18 protein-coding genes are annotated in these 14,740 nt (G+C 64.7%); 10 read left to right on the top strand and 8 right to left on the bottom strand.

The window, feature by feature from the left end; genetic code table 11:
• Positions 1 to 87 precede the first annotated feature (87 nt).
• A complete protein-coding gene (locus tag Har1129_RS17765) occupies positions 88 to 786 on the bottom strand; it encodes an alpha/beta hydrolase (RefSeq protein ID WP_151102051.1) in 699 nt (232 codons plus the stop codon).
• Positions 787 to 848: 62 nt separating this feature from the next.
• Positions 849 to 1,880, bottom strand: coding sequence for a DUF2332 domain-containing protein (locus Har1129_RS17760; RefSeq protein ID WP_151102050.1), 1,032 nt, complete (start codon positions 1,878 to 1,880; stop codon positions 849 to 851).
• 168 nt (positions 1,881 to 2,048) lie between these two features.
• Here Har1129_RS17760 and Har1129_RS17755 point away from each other — a divergent pair, with 168 nt between their 5' ends.
• The 6 genes from Har1129_RS17755 to Har1129_RS17735 all read left to right on the top strand — a co-directional run bounded on the left by Har1129_RS17755 (position 2,049) and on the right by Har1129_RS17735 (position 6,444).
• A complete protein-coding gene (locus Har1129_RS17755) occupies positions 2,049 to 3,527 on the top strand; it encodes an NAD(P)/FAD-dependent oxidoreductase (protein WP_151102049.1) in 1,479 nt (492 codons plus the stop codon).
• A 62-nt stretch (positions 3,528 to 3,589) separates the two neighbouring features.
• Entirely contained in the window at positions 3,590 to 4,240 is a 651-nt protein-coding gene (locus Har1129_RS17750; protein WP_151102048.1) for a hypothetical protein, read from the top strand.
• Positions 4,241 to 4,459 (top strand): hypothetical protein, encoded by a 219-nt coding sequence (locus tag Har1129_RS20760; protein WP_191906098.1) that lies wholly within the window; start codon positions 4,241 to 4,243, stop codon positions 4,457 to 4,459. It begins immediately after the preceding gene.
• Positions 4,460 to 4,598: 139 nt separating this feature from the next.
• Positions 4,599 to 5,402 carry a hypothetical protein gene (locus Har1129_RS17745; RefSeq protein ID WP_151102047.1) on the top strand — a complete coding sequence of 268 codons (804 nt, stop codon included), beginning with the start codon at positions 4,599 to 4,601 and terminating at the stop codon, positions 5,400 to 5,402.
• Between the two features lie 39 nt (positions 5,403 to 5,441).
• The gene (locus Har1129_RS17740) at positions 5,442 to 5,873 is read left to right on the top strand and encodes a CopD family protein (RefSeq protein ID WP_151102046.1); all 432 of its coding nucleotides are present in this window, start codon (positions 5,442 to 5,444) and stop codon (positions 5,871 to 5,873) included.
• Positions 5,866 to 6,444 (top strand): hypothetical protein, encoded by a 579-nt coding sequence (locus Har1129_RS17735; protein WP_151102045.1) that lies wholly within the window; start codon positions 5,866 to 5,868, stop codon positions 6,442 to 6,444. The genes Har1129_RS17740 and Har1129_RS17735 overlap by 8 nt, the downstream gene beginning before the upstream one ends.
• On the opposite strand, the gene Har1129_RS17730 is transcribed toward Har1129_RS17735, so the two are convergent.
• From Har1129_RS17730 to Har1129_RS17720, 3 genes are all read right to left on the bottom strand, one after another.
• Entirely contained in the window at positions 6,422 to 7,168 is a 747-nt protein-coding gene (locus Har1129_RS17730) for a class I SAM-dependent methyltransferase (RefSeq protein WP_151102190.1), read from the bottom strand. The two genes, Har1129_RS17735 and Har1129_RS17730, sit on opposite strands and share 23 nt — an antisense overlap.
• Before the next feature lie 93 nt (positions 7,169 to 7,261).
• Positions 7,262 to 8,095, bottom strand: a complete 834-nt coding sequence (locus Har1129_RS17725; protein WP_151102044.1) for a deoxyribonuclease IV — start codon at positions 8,093 to 8,095, stop codon at positions 7,262 to 7,264.
• A 119-nt stretch (positions 8,096 to 8,214) separates the two neighbouring features.
• On the bottom strand, positions 8,215 to 8,529 hold the full coding sequence (locus tag Har1129_RS17720) for a hypothetical protein (protein WP_151102043.1): 315 nt from the start codon (positions 8,527 to 8,529) through the stop codon (positions 8,215 to 8,217).
• 211 nt (positions 8,530 to 8,740) lie between these two features.
• Between Har1129_RS17720 and Har1129_RS17715 the strand changes: the two genes are divergently transcribed.
• Positions 8,741 to 9,490, top strand: a complete 750-nt coding sequence (locus tag Har1129_RS17715) for a helix-turn-helix domain-containing protein (RefSeq protein WP_151102042.1) — start codon at positions 8,741 to 8,743, stop codon at positions 9,488 to 9,490.
• Between the two features lie 88 nt (positions 9,491 to 9,578).
• Here the strand turns inward: Har1129_RS17715 and Har1129_RS17710 are convergent, their stop codons facing one another.
• The 3 genes from Har1129_RS17710 to Har1129_RS17700 form a co-directional block, all read right to left on the bottom strand.
• A complete protein-coding gene (locus Har1129_RS17710; RefSeq protein WP_151102041.1) occupies positions 9,579 to 10,373 on the bottom strand; it encodes a biotin/lipoate A/B protein ligase family protein in 795 nt (264 codons plus the stop codon).
• A gap of 250 nt (positions 10,374 to 10,623) precedes the next feature.
• Positions 10,624 to 11,100 carry a cupin domain-containing protein gene (locus tag Har1129_RS17705; protein WP_151102040.1) on the bottom strand — a complete coding sequence of 159 codons (477 nt, stop codon included), beginning with the start codon at positions 11,098 to 11,100 and terminating at the stop codon, positions 10,624 to 10,626.
• 142 nt (positions 11,101 to 11,242) lie between these two features.
• Entirely contained in the window at positions 11,243 to 11,920 is a 678-nt protein-coding gene (locus Har1129_RS17700) for a helix-turn-helix domain-containing protein (protein ID WP_151102039.1), read from the bottom strand.
• 88 nt (positions 11,921 to 12,008) lie between these two features.
• Here Har1129_RS17700 and Har1129_RS17695 point away from each other — a divergent pair, with 88 nt between their 5' ends.
• From Har1129_RS17695 to Har1129_RS17685, 3 genes are all read left to right on the top strand, one after another.
• A complete protein-coding gene (locus tag Har1129_RS17695) occupies positions 12,009 to 13,646 on the top strand; it encodes an NADH-quinone oxidoreductase subunit D (RefSeq protein WP_151102189.1) in 1,638 nt (545 codons plus the stop codon).
• Between the two features lie 64 nt (positions 13,647 to 13,710).
• Positions 13,711 to 14,235: a peptide-methionine (S)-S-oxide reductase MsrA gene (gene msrA, locus Har1129_RS17690; protein ID WP_151102038.1), complete on the top strand. Its 525-nt coding sequence runs from the start codon at positions 13,711 to 13,713 to the stop codon at positions 14,233 to 14,235.
• Entirely contained in the window at positions 14,232 to 14,651 is a 420-nt protein-coding gene (locus tag Har1129_RS17685) for a thioesterase family protein (protein ID WP_151102037.1), read from the top strand. The genes msrA and Har1129_RS17685 overlap by 4 nt, the downstream gene beginning before the upstream one ends.
• The last annotated feature ends 89 nt before the right edge of the window (positions 14,652 to 14,740 follow it).

Here is a 14,740-nt window from a genome sequence, read left to right as displayed (position 1 = left end):
CGTGACGGGTAGTCGTGGCCGCAGTGGTGAGAGGGTTTCGTCTCGGGTCCAGAACGGCGGGCGCACTGACTCGGCCGCAGACAGCACTCACAGCGCGTCCGGCCCGTGCTGTAACGCAGCAAGGACGGTCTCGATTGGCTCCGCGCGGCCGCTTGACGAGAACAGTTCGTGGCCGCCGTCGTACAGCCGAATGCGGTCGGCCGGCAGACGCTCGCCGACGGCACGCGGGTCGACAACTGCGTCCGTGAGCGAGCAAAACGCCGTCGCGGTGTCCCGGGCCGGTGGCAGCGACCGCTGTGCCCGTAGCACCGTCCGAAGGAACGCCGGTGAGAACGCCGACGGTCCCTCTGTGATTTGCCGGGCCGTCGCCAAGTCACCAATCGCCTCGGCGTCCAGAGTGTCGACCGGGATGAACGGCCGGCTACTCGGCAGCGACGCGACGGCGTCGAGCACCGCTGTCGGTACCGGGAAGTCGCTGTCCCACCACGGACTCAGATACACCCTGTTTCCGACGGCATCAGCGTCGAGATGGGCCGCTGTCAGCCCGCCGGCGCTGTGGCCGAGCAGGTCGAAGGCATCGAGGTCGGCGGCGTATTCCCGGACTGGCTCGACCCACTCCCGCCGGTAGTCGGTGATGTGTGTCGGCAGTTCGACGGCGTGGACGCGATACGATCGGGCGACTTGGTCGATGAGCCACTGGACGTTCTGGTGTCTGCACCGGTTCCCCCACCCGAGGACGAGCAGGCAGTCGCGGGCAGCCCCCTCGTCGTACACGCGAATCTGCATGGCTGCTCTTCCAGAGGCAGGTCCATAAGCACGCGTGAATGCACGGCAGTACCCGCGGAGTTTCAGCCGTCAGGCCGCCACGATAGCCACGCGCCGTGTGGCTCGTAGTCGGCGAGGTGTGTCGTCTTGATGCCGCCACCGGTCCGGCGCTTCCAGTCCAACGCCACCGACTCGCCGCCGGAGAGGTCCCGCCGGCCGGTGAGCCAGTGCAGCGGCCGCTCGGCCATCCGGTCTTCGAGGAACGCCGACAGGGCCTCGCTCAGTTGCTCGGGGACCTGATACAGCACGAGCGTATTGACGACACAGACCGGCACGTCGGTCGGGATCCCATCGAGCACCGCCGGCAGGTCATCGAGCATATCACCCTCGATGAGTTCGGGCGGGTCGTCCTGTGCGACCGCCAGTGCGCCGTCCAGAACAGCGCGACGACCCTCGTGTTCCGGCCAGATGAGCGCGCGGAGCCAGTCCCTGTCGGCCGCGTCGGTCACGTCGAGCGGATTGCGGTCGATGCCGACCCGGGAGCGAATCGCGGGCGGCGTCTCGGGCAACGGCGGGTCGCCGCCCCGGACGCTGCTCTCGATGGTGACCGGTGAGTCGGGGTTGCCGACCACACGGCCGTCGTAGTCGTAGCGGTAGCGGTCGAACAGGAGATTCAGGCCGGCGCTCGGGCCGAGTTCCACCAGCGCGAGCGGGCCGTCGGCGGCGCGGGCCACCTGTGTGATGGCCGGATAGAGGACCGCGCTCCGGCGCACCGCGTTCGTCTGCGTGCGCCGCTTCTCCAGAAGCGGCTGGATGTCGTCGGCGTGGTCGAGACAGAACTCGTGGAACGCCGGGAAGCACTCGTCGTCCGGGTCTCGCGGGTCCGCGACGATGCTCGGGTAGTACTTGGCCAGCCGGTGGTCCGGATTCCGGTCGAGCAGGTAGTGGACCGCGGCGAGCAGGAGGTGCGGAGCCTGACGGCCCTCGGGGACCGCTGAGGCGAGGTCGAGAACGGCGGGGTCCTCGGCGGCTTCTCGGCAGAGGTGGGCGTACAGCGGCGAGGTGCCCGCTACCCACTCAGTCAGGTCCCGGAACTGCGTCTGGACGGAGGACATATCAGTAGCGACACAGCACTGGTAAATCAGCGTTCGGCTTCTGGAGGGGAAACGTTTAGGCCGCCTGACTTGTATTTGAATCAATGGTTTTGGTCCAACCAAGCGCAATCAAACGCGTCAGTCCTCTCGCGTCGGTCAAAGGTGGAACAGTCCCGTGGCCGGGCAACCATGGGAACTGAGTCCGCAGACGTGGTCGTCATCGGCGGTGGCGTGGCGGGTATGAGCACGGCCGCACGCCTGCAGGCGGACGGCTACTCGACGGTCGTCCTCGAACAGCACCACAGCGTCGGCGGCTGTGCGGGCTACTACGAGCGAGCGGGGTTCCGATTCGACGTCGGCGCGACGACCCTCGTCGATTTCGTTCCAGCGGGCGTCGGCGGTCAGTTGCTGTCTGCCGTCGACTTCGAGCCGCCAGAAATAGCGATACAGGACGCCTATGACGTCTGGCTCCCGGACCAGACGGTGACGCTGTATCGCGACCACACCGACTGGGACGAGGAGCGGCGGGCGAAACTCGGTGACGACCAGAGACAGCTGGCGTTCTATGACTTCATCGACGACCTCTCGGTGCGGCTCTGGAAACTCACCAGAAAAGACATCAAGATGCCGATACAGAGTGTCGGCGACCTCATTCGGAACGCCAGAGCGGTCGGTCTCCGGGACCTCCCGCTGGCAAGATATCTCCGCTGGACGATGGCTGACGCGATGCGTGCCCACGATGTGTACGACGACCGACCGCTCCGTGCGGTCGTCTCGATGCTCGTCGAGGATACGGTCCATGCCTCGCTGGACGAAGCACCGCTGTTGAATGCCGTCCTCGGCATGACAATCCACCGGACGGGGCTGGGCCGAGCAGTCGGCGGGATGTACGGCTTCTGGGAGTCGTTCGTCGAACAGTACACCGATATCGGCGGACGGGTCGAGACAGGACGTACCGTCACTGCAGTGACCGGCAGTCACGGCGATTTCTGTGTGGACTCCGCGGCGGGGCCAGTCCACGCCGAACAGGTCGTCAGCACTGTCCCGGCCCCCGTCACCAAAGACCTCGCGCCGACGGTCGTCGGCGACAGGCTCGACGAATACTGCTCGATGCTGGAGGCCCACGAGGGGAGCGCGCTCGTACTCTTTCTCGGCGTCCCGACAGCCGAGGTCGACGGCCGCGAGCGGACCCACCACCAGATTCTACAGGACTACGACGAACCACTCGGCAACGGGAACAACATGTTTGTCTCCGTCTCCGCGCCGGGTGACGACGTGAGCGCACCGGCAGGGCACCGCGCGGTCATGCTGTCAACTCACTGCGCAGTCGAGCCGTGGCAGAATCTTGAGAAGGCGGCCTACGAGGACAGGAAGGCGACCGCCCGCGAGCAACTGCTTGCGGGCGGCCGGACCGTCTATCCCGACCTCGGGACCGACCCGGTCGTCTCCGAGGTGGCGACGCCGGTCACCTACGAACAGTTCACGAACAGACCCCGCGGGGCGGTCGGCGGATACAAGCAGACGCCGGCAAACGCGAATCAGGGGGCCATCCCACAGGGCATAGGCGTTGAGGGGTTCTACCTCGCCGGCGACACCACGTGGCCCGGGCTGGGGACCGTCGCCTGTGTCAAAGGCAGCAAAATAGCGGCGGACCACGTCCGGGGTTGATACTCACTGCATCGCGTGCGCGGAGAGTCAGCGTTTAGGCCGCCCGCCCAGTAGAGACACCAATGAGTTTGGACCGTCCGGAGGCAGTCGAGCGGGTTGAGGAAATCGTCGCGACGGTCGCGGAGGAGACGATGCCGGTCCCGGTCCGGGAAGTGTGGGTCTACGGCGACGTGGCGCTCGGGCTGGACCCGGTCGAACGGCTGGACGTGTACGTCACCAAGGACATCCTGTTCAAGGACGCCCCGGAGCGAGCTGAGGAGTTCCAGCGCAGCCACGGCGTCGACGGCGTCGGGAAAACCGTCCGCGCCGCGTGGGCCGACGAGCATCCAGAGTACATCCGCGCGAACGCCAACGGACACGCCGCGCCCGAGAAATGTCTGGCCGCCCACCTTCTGAACGACGACGAACCGGTCCATCTGGAAGTGTGTAACGCCTCCTTCGAGGACAACGTCACCCAGCGGCTCAAGGGCGCAAAGATGCGAAACGACTACGAGCAGATTCTGGACCCGCGCGGGGCCTGCCTGTGGCTCGACGGCGAACGCTCCCCCGACGCGTTCCAGAAGCTCCGGGACAACGAGTTCGTCTTCCCGACGCTGACCCAGTCGCTGTCGATGCTCGGGATGGACGAGACGGAGGCCGGCAACGCCGCCGACGCGGTCAAGGAGTACCGGGCACAGCAGGAGGGCGCGACGGTTCGGGGCGACGTGGTGTAGGTGCTCATCGCGGGCTCTGGCACACCGTTACTGCAACCACGGCGCGTCACCCGTCGGGAACTGGTGTCCGCAGGCGGGACATTCGATGAGTCGCGAACCGCGCTCGCTGTCATCGACGGCAGCGAATCGGTAGCGCAAGGTCATGCGTCGGCAGTCCGGACAGCGGCGGACGAGCGGTGGTATCATGGGGAGACGCGAATCGGTCCGTGTCGGTCGTAGCCGCTCGCCCTGCAAGGTTCTATCGGCGGGCGACATCGCACAGTGTGGCAGCCACCAAACGCGAACACAGCCCATGGCAACTACAACGCGGTTTTGAGCGAACAGAAGGGATACACCCCCGCCACGGGAAGGCAGTCGTATGAAGCGGACGCGACGAGCGACCCTGAGACTGGTCGGTGGTGCGGCAATAGGTGCCCTGAGCGGGTGTCTCGCTCCGGGCAGGAACAGCAGTGGTGACGGCGGCACGGAGACACGCACGCATCCGTCGCCGGGAACTGATCCCGACACCGAGACAGATGACGGGCACACGGAAACAGCCACTGACGACGAAACGCCGACAGACACGCCAGATGGGCTGCCCGACGACCTGAGCCGGGTCGATACGCCGCCGTACGAGGTCGGGGACGTCGAATGCCACATCGACGATTCCGGCGAGGGCGACCGCGACCCGCTGTATCTCTGTGCGAACATGGCGTCCGAGCCGTCGCTGTCGTTCGAGCAGGAGTCGACCCGAGGGACACTGTTTGCCGACGACGGGCTGGAAGGTCCCCCAGACGACGACCAAGACCAGCTCTACGCGACACTGCTGACGGAGGCCGACGACATCGGACGGTTCGGGGACGACAGCGGTGACGCGTACAGCCTCGCCGCCGACACCGACTTCGGGACTCACGCCGCCCTCGTCGTCCAGACCGGCTGGGGTTCCGGGTCTATCGTTCCCCACGTGAAGCGTATCGAGGAGACGGCGGACGGCGTCCACGCGTTCGGCTGTTACACACAGCCCTGTGTCTACACCAGTGATTTCACCGCTCGGACGACAGTCGCCAGATTCGAGCGCCCGGACGCCCTTGACAGCGGCGTCGTCAGCCTGACCGTCGACCCGTCGATGCGGTACAACGTGGCGACGGGCGAGGGCGTCGTGACAATCGACCGGTTGGAGTAACCCCCATGTTCTTTGGGACCTGCCGGTGAGCTGATAGCTATGGGAGCCCTTCCGATTCGGACCCTCCACGTGCTCGCGATGGCGGCCCTCGTCGGCGGTACGACCGTCCTCTGGCAGAGCTATCGGAGCGGCGCTGTCACCTCGCTCGCACCCGCGAAGCAGTTCGAGTGGCTGTTCTGGGGCAGTGTCGGCGTGCTCGTGTTCACCGGCGTCGGCAACCTCGGCGCGCTCGGGCCGCCGGGTCCCGGGACTGACTGGGGACAGACGCTGCTGGTGAAACTCGTGGTCGTCGTCGCCCTCTTCGGCGGGTCGGTCGTCCGCACGCTTCTGCTCGTGCAGGCCAGTGACCGCGAGGACACGTTCGACGACCTGCACCCGGCTCTTCGGCGAACGCTTTCGCGGGCCTACGGCGCGACGGCGGCCATCCTCCTCGGTATCGTCGCTCTCGCGGAGGTCCTCGCACATGGCTGAGGACCAGCGTGTGCGGAATTCGGTCGGCGGAACGGCGACCGAGAGCGCGCGTAACCCGGAACGGGCCGGCACCCGAATGCCGTCGCTCACGACGTGGACGCTCGCGACGTTCGACACCGCCCTGTTCGTCCTGCTCGGCGTCCTCGCCGCCCACGCGAGCGGCGACCTCGCCGACTTGCTCGCCGGGCTGAACACCCTCGTCGGCGTGGCCGTCTTCTGCTACCTCTGGGCGCTGTTCGTCTTGGCCGTCCGGTGGGTCCATAGCCGGGTGTCGCTCGGGGATGCCCCGCCGCAAGCTCTCGCCCTCCACGGGATTGTAGCCGGGTGCGCTACCGGCATCGCGTTCCTGCTGGGCCTGTTCGCGGTGGCGCTCGTGCCGGCGCTACAGCGCGGCGGGATCCGCCTCCAGTCGGTGCTGTTGGTCCTTCTCATCGGGGCCGGTGTCGCCGCTGTCGTCGGCGGCGTCGTCGGAGTGCTCGCCAGTCTGCTGGACATCGCGGTCTACAAACTGGCGGGCTATCTGCTCCCCGAAGCCGAAAACGAGCGGGTCACGGAACCGCGCCGACAGTGACGAAGAACGGGACCGTCTCGCGGCGTTCGTATGACTCGTCTTGCATCTGCTCGATTACGTCTCGCCCCATCGACCGCCAGCGCTCCCGGAGCGCGTCGTACTCGGCCGGCGTGGTCTCGCCGTTGAGAATCGTCTCGCGGTCGTGGGCCAGTCCGGTTCCGGTGGCTTTCCGCCGGGCCGCTTGCATCGCCGCGTCGTCGTAGGGCGGCTCGATGCGCTGCTCCTGATTGTATTGGGTCGTCGAGACGACGGCCAGCCCCGCATCGCGGAACACGTCGGCGGCGTCGCTACCGAGGGTGACGTCCGTCCGGACGCCATCGAGAAAGCGCCCGCGGGCGCGGCGGGCCAGTACCGGTTCGTCGTCGACGGTCGATTCGACGGTGACGGCGGCGTTGTTCGGCTCGATAGCGGCCACCCGGTCGGTAGCGACACGAGCGAACTCCCGGACCGCGACCTCGGGGTCGGGAAGGTTAATGAGCAGTGCCTGACACACCACGAGGTCGAAGCTGTCGTCGTCGAAAGGGAGTCGTGTCGCGTCCCCGCAGACGGTCGGGTCACCGGCGGCGGAAAGCAGGTCCGTATCCGCGTCGAGGCCGACGACCGTTCCGTCGGTCTCCTCGCGGAGGACGCGGGTCAGCTCGCCGGTCCCACAGCCCACGTCGAGGACACGCTCGCACTCGTCCAGCCGTAGGTCCGAGAGCGCTGCGCGGGAGTCGCCCCACATCCCCCTGCGAGTGGTTTCGAGGTAGTCGGCGGAGAACCTGCGCACAGATTTGCAGAGTCGGGTCGCCCCCAAAAGTATCGCGGTCGAACGGCCCTATTCGCCGCGGAGTTCCTTCACGCGCTCGATGTTCCAAGCGAAACTCTTGCCGTCCTCGGTCGGCGTCTCAAGCACCAGCGGCACATCGTGGATGGCGTCGTGGTTGACGAACGCGCGCATCCCGTCCTCGCCGATGTGGCCCTCGCCGATGTGGGCGTGTTCGTCCTTGTTCGTCCCACAGGCGTGTTTCGAGTCGTTGAGATGGACGCAGGCGAGGTCCTCAACGCCGACGACCTCGTCGAACTCCGCGAGCGTCTCGTCGACGGCCTCGGGCGTCGAGAGGTCGTAGCCCGCGGCGAACATATGGGCCGTGTCGAGACAGAACTCGATGTCCTGATCGGTTCGTTCGCGAACCGTCGCCAGATGCTCGAACTGGCCGCCGAGTTTCGTCCCGCTACCGGCGTCGGACTCGACCAACACAGTGACGCCCTCGGGGATGTCGAGATCGTCCAGAACACTGGCAGCGTTGTCCAAACCGCCATCGACGCCCGCGCCAGTGTGGGCTCCGAGATGGACGTTGACGTAGTCGATGCCCAGCTTCGCGGCGGCGTCGACCTCCTTCTGCATCGAATCGAGGGATTTCTCACGGAGGTCGTCTTTGGGCGTACAGAGGTTCACCAGATACGACGAGTGGATGACCCACGGGCCGACGCCGTGGTCGGCCGCCAGATCGCGGAACCGCTCGGCCTCGTCATCATCGATGTTCGGGTCCTGCCAGACCTGCGGCGAATGGGAGAATATCTGCCCGCAGTTGCCGCTGTACTCGACCTGTTCCTCGACGGCGTTGTAGACCCCGCCGGCGATAGAGGTGTGTGCCCCGACTTGTACCATGCACACCGGTCGGTGATGCCCGACAAAAGAGGTTCCGGAGTGTCACGGGCGGTCATAGCTCGTGTCCGGGGTTCGTCGGAGTGGGACAACAGGCCGGTGAACAGAGAGATCCGATTGCTTCAGACCCACTCACGGACGGGCGGGATCATGCGGAGGCTCGATAGCGCGAGGTATGCACCGAACAGGACAAGTACCACGCCGATAGCCGCCGGAAGCGGCGTTCCTGACAGTAGTAACGCTGCGCCCCAAGAGGCCAGTACGACGCCGATACCGACCAGCATGAGCGTGCCGAACGCGCCAAGCACCGCGTCCTCGGCTGCGACACGGACGGTCGCGTACAGTTCTTCCTCGGAAAGCTGTGCGACGCGGCCGTCAGTTGCCTGAGGACCGGCAGCGGTGTCAGCAGAGTCGTCATCAGCGGGGGACGGGACCATGCCACTACTTGGCCGGGTTGCCACAAAACGATGACGTAGAGCCGTTGTCAGGACTGCCCGCTAGTCCGCTCCCACAGACCCATTATTAGCGGCGTGCGGTCACAGTCAATCGACTACTGTAGCTTAGTCAAAAGCCAACTGACAAGGCTCTAGTGAATCCAGTGGGCCAGTAACCGACTTGTACATCTCCTTCTAAGTTAGTAATAGCCAAATGACTGGGACACAGCCCGCAGTAGATGAAACACGCGAGTTCGAGTTCGTCCTGCAGTTCGACGCAGGTGCCGATAGCCTGATGGACGTGTTCAGGCAACACGAAAACCTCTCTGTATGGTCATCGGCCATCTTCGTCGGTGACAACCACATGTGGCGACTCGACCACGCGAAAGGGACGCCTGAGGCTCTGCGTGCGTTCGACGAGGTCTTTCTGGACGAAGACCGCTGTAACGAGTGTTTCGACGTCGTGAGCTGTGAGACGGCGCGGACGTACCACGTGCTGGACCGCGGGGAAACATCTCGGACAGTGTACACGCTACGTCGGGAAATCAGCGGCTGTCAGTCGCTACCGAGTTTCCTGCATCGGCACGTTAGCGAGGGGACGATCTTCGAATCCCGGCGAACTGGCGACGAGTACCGCTGGCGCGTTCTCTATCCGGGGTCAAATCCCATCGGCGAGGTGTACGACAAAATCGAGTCGAGCCTCCGCGATGGCGTCACGCTTTCCGTCTCCCACATCACCAGTGCCGGAAACTGGAAGGCCACCGAACGGGTTGCGACAGACTTCTCGCCCCAGCAGTGGCGGGTGCTCAAGGCCGCCGTAACCCATGGCTACTACGAGCGGCCGCGAGCGGTCTCGGTCAAGGACCTCGCATCGATACTGGACGAGCCTCGGTCGACCGTGCAGTATCAACTCCGGACTGCTGAGGACCGCATCGTCTCTCAGTTTATCGAGGAAACCCTCTGACCGCGGACCGAGCAAAAACACGCGGGACACCTATTCGAGGTCGAAGCGGTCGGGACGCCTCACTTCTGCCACGCAGCGACGAGTGGTGTCAGGGCGACCGCCGTATCCACTCGTCCGTATTGTATTTTTCCTCTGCGTGCTCGCGTGCGCGTTCGAGTTCATCGTCCGTCCACGACCCCTCCGTCGCATCGACCCACTCGGCCAGCGTCGACCGGAGCGTCTCGACGACCTCCCCACGCTCGATATCGACGTACTCGTCTATCGCTCCGACGCGTTCGGCGAACCGCTCCGAGTTGGGGTCGGCAGTGAAACAGCCGCAGTGACGGTCGGGCCGCAGCGAAACGGACAGGGAGCCGTGCTGGATGACGGCGTCCTTCTGGCGGTACTGGGCGTTCCCGCTCAGTTTGCGGCCGTCCGGGCCGACGATGTCGTGGGCCGGGTGGAGTTGCCGCAGGTAACAGGCCGGCTGGTGGACTGCTGCCCGCTTGTCGTCGGCAAACGACGCGTCGACGCCCATGCGCTCGAACGCGTCCAAGACGGGCTCGCAGAACTGCTCGTAGCAGTCCATGAGGTCACCCGGGACGGCATCGGCCGGCGCGATGATGCCATAGGAGATGTCAGCCACGCTGTCGTGATAGATAGCGCCCCCGCCGGTTGGCCGTCGCGTTACCCCGACGTTCTCGCGCTCGCAGAACGCCCAGTCGATAGTGTCGGGGTCCTGTCCGTAGCCCAGCGATAGCGTATCGGGCCAAGTGTACACCCGTACCGTTGCCGGACCGCCCGCGGCGACGGTCTCGGCAGCGGCCGCTTCCAGCGCCATGGTCATCGGTCCGGGTCGTGTTTCCGCACCGATGACGCGCCACTCCAGATCGGCCAGTGACATACCCGGGCTTCGTGACGCGATGCGATATGAATTGTGGGCTAGCAGTGGTTGGAACGACCGCCGAGGGTATTGCTCCTGCAAAGAGCCAGCAAGCCTCGGCCGTCATCGGCCGCTTCGCGTCTTTCCGCACCACGTGAGAGCAACTCTCTCGGACGGACTCGTCTCTACTCCCGGCACGTAGCGCCGACGACGCCCCCATTCTGGTCGTTCGCACTCGGGTCTGTGTTGCGAAAAAGCGGCGAATGGGCTGTTAGCCCTGAACGTTCCCGCAGTCGGTACAGGTGAGTTCGAATCGGCCGTCAGCGATGGCAACGCTCTGGGTCGTCTCTTCGTCGCACTCCGGACAGTACGCTCTCGATTCCAGATCGTCCCAGTCGTGGGTCGCACCGGGCGCGCCGAAGGCCCAGCCGACGACACGCTCGTCGCCGGAGTTGTACCCCTGCTGGAACTCGCCGGGTTCGAAACGGATCAGTTCGCCACCAGAAACGTCGACCTCCTCGCGGTCGAGGCCGACCTCGAAGGTGGTCTGTCCTTGCTCGATGTAGAACACCTCTTCCTGATCGTGGTGGCGATGGAGGCTCCCCGAAAAGGAGTCGCCGGGTTCGAGTTCGAAGTAGTTCGCCGCGAAATGTTCGGTCCCGAGTTTCCGGGAGACGGGCTTGCGGATGTCGTGTACCTGCATCGGGTTCCGTTCGACCGGTACGTCGTCGATAGTTACTGTGTCCATGGTCAGTGTCGTCCTGAGTTGGGCCACCGCTGGCCCCTGTGGTATGTTCGCAATCCAGCATTAGAAGGCACTGTTCCGGAGTTTATAGTTTTTCGGGACGGTACGGTAGTCAGTCGCTCCGGCAGTTTCTCTGGACAGCAACTCACTCCACTGAGGGAGGCTGCTGTTCGAGTATGTCAGCCATCACATGGGCTTCGGCCTTCCGGAGATGTTCGGCAGCAGTTCCGGGTGCACAGCCGAGTTCGTCGGCGACATCGTCGACACCGCCCTCGCGGGGGTCAGCGTAGTACCCGCAATCCACGGCGGCGGCGACAGCCTCGAACTGCCGGTCGGTGAGTGCGGCCCCGGTATCAAGGCGTCGGCTGTCGTACTCCCCGACCTCTCGCACGTCGACGGAGACGCCGTCGGGCACCGTCTCGACTGCTTGCTGGACCGTCCCGCCCGGACCGACCAGCGTGAGGTCGACCGTCCCATCACTGCGGTAGGCAATCGGCGAGACGATAACCAGACCGGCCCGTGTGAGCGCGTCGACGAGGTCGTGGCCGGTCGACGAGGGCGAATCCTGCACGTAGAGGTAGAACGTCTCGTCGGGGCACGTCGAGATCGCGTACTCCTGAACGGTGTCGGCCTGTTCCAGCGCCGCCCGGTAGGGTTCTGGCGGGAAGCCGTCGACGTGAAACAGTAGCGTCTGGAGGTCGGTGCCTATGTCGTTGCCCCGGAGGAGATAGCTCGCCTCGTAGCCGTCGTGTTCGACGACGAACTGCTGCATCGGATGGCGTATCTCGGGAGCCATCCACAGCGAGAGTGTGACGTATTTCATACCGGACTGTTCCGAGAGGTATTTAAAATAACCTCGGGCGTGAGGGGACAGGCCGAGGGACGCGAACGCCGAACGCATGGCCACTGAGATGGCCCAGACAGCCCACCGTACCGACGACATCCATCCGCTTATCGAGCCGATTGCTGACTACGTCCTCTCTACCGAACACCACGAGAACGCTCCGGCCGTTGTCATCCGTGCCGACGAGGTACAGACCGTCCTCTCGACGCTGAAACAGGATGCCGGTCTGGACCACTGTGCCTGCGTTACCGCACAAGAGTACGCTGACCGGTTCGAGACGATCTATCATCTGCGGCGCTACGCTGACCCGACCGAGGAACTCTCGGTCGTCGTTCCGACGCCCAAGGAGTCCCCGACCAGCGAGTCGGCCACACCCGTGTACCCGACGGCGGCGTGGCACGAACGAGAGGCCTACGACTTGGTCGGAATCGAGTACGAGGACCACCCAGACCTCCGGCGCATTCTCCTGCCCGAGACGTGGCAGGGCCACCCCTTGAGCCGGGACTACAATCAGGACCAGCCACAGATCGTCTCCTTCCGGGAACATGAGCGCCTGCTCGAAGACCGCCGTGAGGGGCCGGAGACGATGCACCTCAACATGGGGCCACACCACCCTTCAACTCACGGCGTCCTCCACCTGAACGTGCAACTGGACGGCGAGCAGGTAGCGGCCGTCGACCCCGACATCGGCTATATTCATCGCTGTGAGGAGCAGATGTGCCAGCAGGGCACCTACCGCCACCAGATTATGCCGTATCCGGACCGCTGGGACTGGGGCGGTGCTGGGCTATTGAACGAGTGGGCCTATGCCCGGGTGGCCGAAGACCTCGCCGACATCGAGGTGCCGGCGTACGCACAGGTCATCCGGACGATGGGCGGCGAACTCTCGCGCATCCTCTCGCATATGCTCGCGGTCGCGACCTACGCGCTGGACGTAGTCGGCGAGTTCACCGCCACCTTCCAGTGGGGAGTCCGGGACCGCGAACTCGTTCAGGACATCCTCGAAGACCTCACCGGCCAGCGGCTGATGTTCAACTACCTGCGGCTGGGCGGCGTCGCTTGGGATCTGCCCGAACCTCGCGAGGCGTTCTTCGAGAAGATACACTCGTTCCTCGATGACCTTCCCCACAAACTGACTGAGTACCACGATATGCTCACCAGCAACGAGATCCTCCAGATGCGGACGATTGATACGGGCCACCTCTCAGCCGAGACCGCGAAGGCCTTCGGCTGTACTGGGCCGGTCGCGCGGGCCTCCGGCGTCGACTACGACCTCCGCCGGGACGACCCCTACGGCTACTACGACGAACTCGAATGGTCTGTCGTCACCGAGCAGGGCGGCGACAACTTCTCACGCCTGCTCGTGCGCCTGCGCGAGGTAGAGGAGTCCGCCAAGATAATCCGCCAGTGTGTCGACCTGTTGGAGGACTGGCCGGAAGACGATCGCAAGATACAGGCGAACGTTCCCCGCACGCTCCGACCCGACCCCGACGCCGAGATTTACCGCGCCGTCGAGGCCGCGAAAGGAGAGCTCGGCATCTACATCCGCTCGGACGGAACGGACTCCCCCGCACGGTTCAAGATCCGCGGCCCCTCGTTCTCACACGTTCAGGCGCTGTCCGAGATGGCTCGCGGTGAGTACGTTCCCGACCTCGTGGCGACGATAGGCAGCCTCGACACCATCATGGGGGAGGTCGACCGGTAGGCTAGCAGTTGTCCGGTCCGACTGTAGCCAGTGAGTTTTGTACGCCGGGCACGTACGTCCGGTGATGACTGAACAAGCGACATTCGCGGGTGGCTGTTTCTGGTGTACGGAATCAGTGTTCAAACAGATCGACGGCGTGACCGAGGTGGTTTCGGGCTATGCCGGCGGCCACGTCGCCGACCCCAGCTACGAGGCGGTCTGTCGCGGGGAAACGGGCCACGCCGAGTGCGTCCAGCTCACGTACGACCCGGACGAGGTGAGCTACGAAGACCTGCTCGCGGTCCACTTCACGACACATACCCCGACGACGAAGGACCGGGAGGGCAACGACGTTGGCACGCAGTACCGCTCGGCCGTGTTCTACCACGACGAGACCCAGCGCGAAACCGTCGAAGCCCTCATCGAGGAGATAGAGCCGGGCTATGACAGCGATATCGTCACCGAAGTCGAACCGCTGGAGACGTTCTATCCCGCCGAGGAGTATCATCAGAACTACTTCGAAAAGAACCCGGACCAGAGTTACTGCCAGTTGACCATCCCGCCGAAAATCGAGAAGCTCAAACAGAAACACGCGGAACTGCTGGCATGAGCTTCGAGTACACGACGGAAGTCGAGGTCCGGTACACGGACATCGACACGTACGGCCACGTCAACAACGCGACGTATGCGACCTACTTCGAGGAGGCTCGCATCGACTATCTGCACGACGTGGTCGACTGTGGCGAAGCGCTGCTCTCGGGCAGCGAGTCGGGTACTGGCATGGTCATCGCGAACCTCGAAGTCGATTACATCCAGCCCGTCCAAATCAGTGACTCAGTCGCCGTCGCCGTCCGGGTTCCACGTCTCGGCAAGAAGAGCTTCCCCTTCGAGTACGAGATCCGGACCGAAGATGGTGTGGCTGCGACCGGAGAAACAACCGTCGTCACATACGACCGCGACACAGAATCCTCGCGCCCGATTCCCGAAGACTGGCGGGAGGCGATCACCCAGTTCGAGGGGCTGTAGCCACAGCCGATGGCGTGAACCCACCCGTGTTGCGCCGCTCACTCTGACAGCCATCGGGCTGACCGGTGGTTTTATTTTTCATCGAGATG

Origin of the sequence: Haloarcula sp. CBA1129, assembly GCF_008729015.1 — an archaeon.
GTDB lineage: Archaea > Halobacteriota > Halobacteria > Halobacteriales > Haloarculaceae > Haloarcula.
This window is presented reverse-complemented; position numbering and strand designations above follow the sequence as displayed.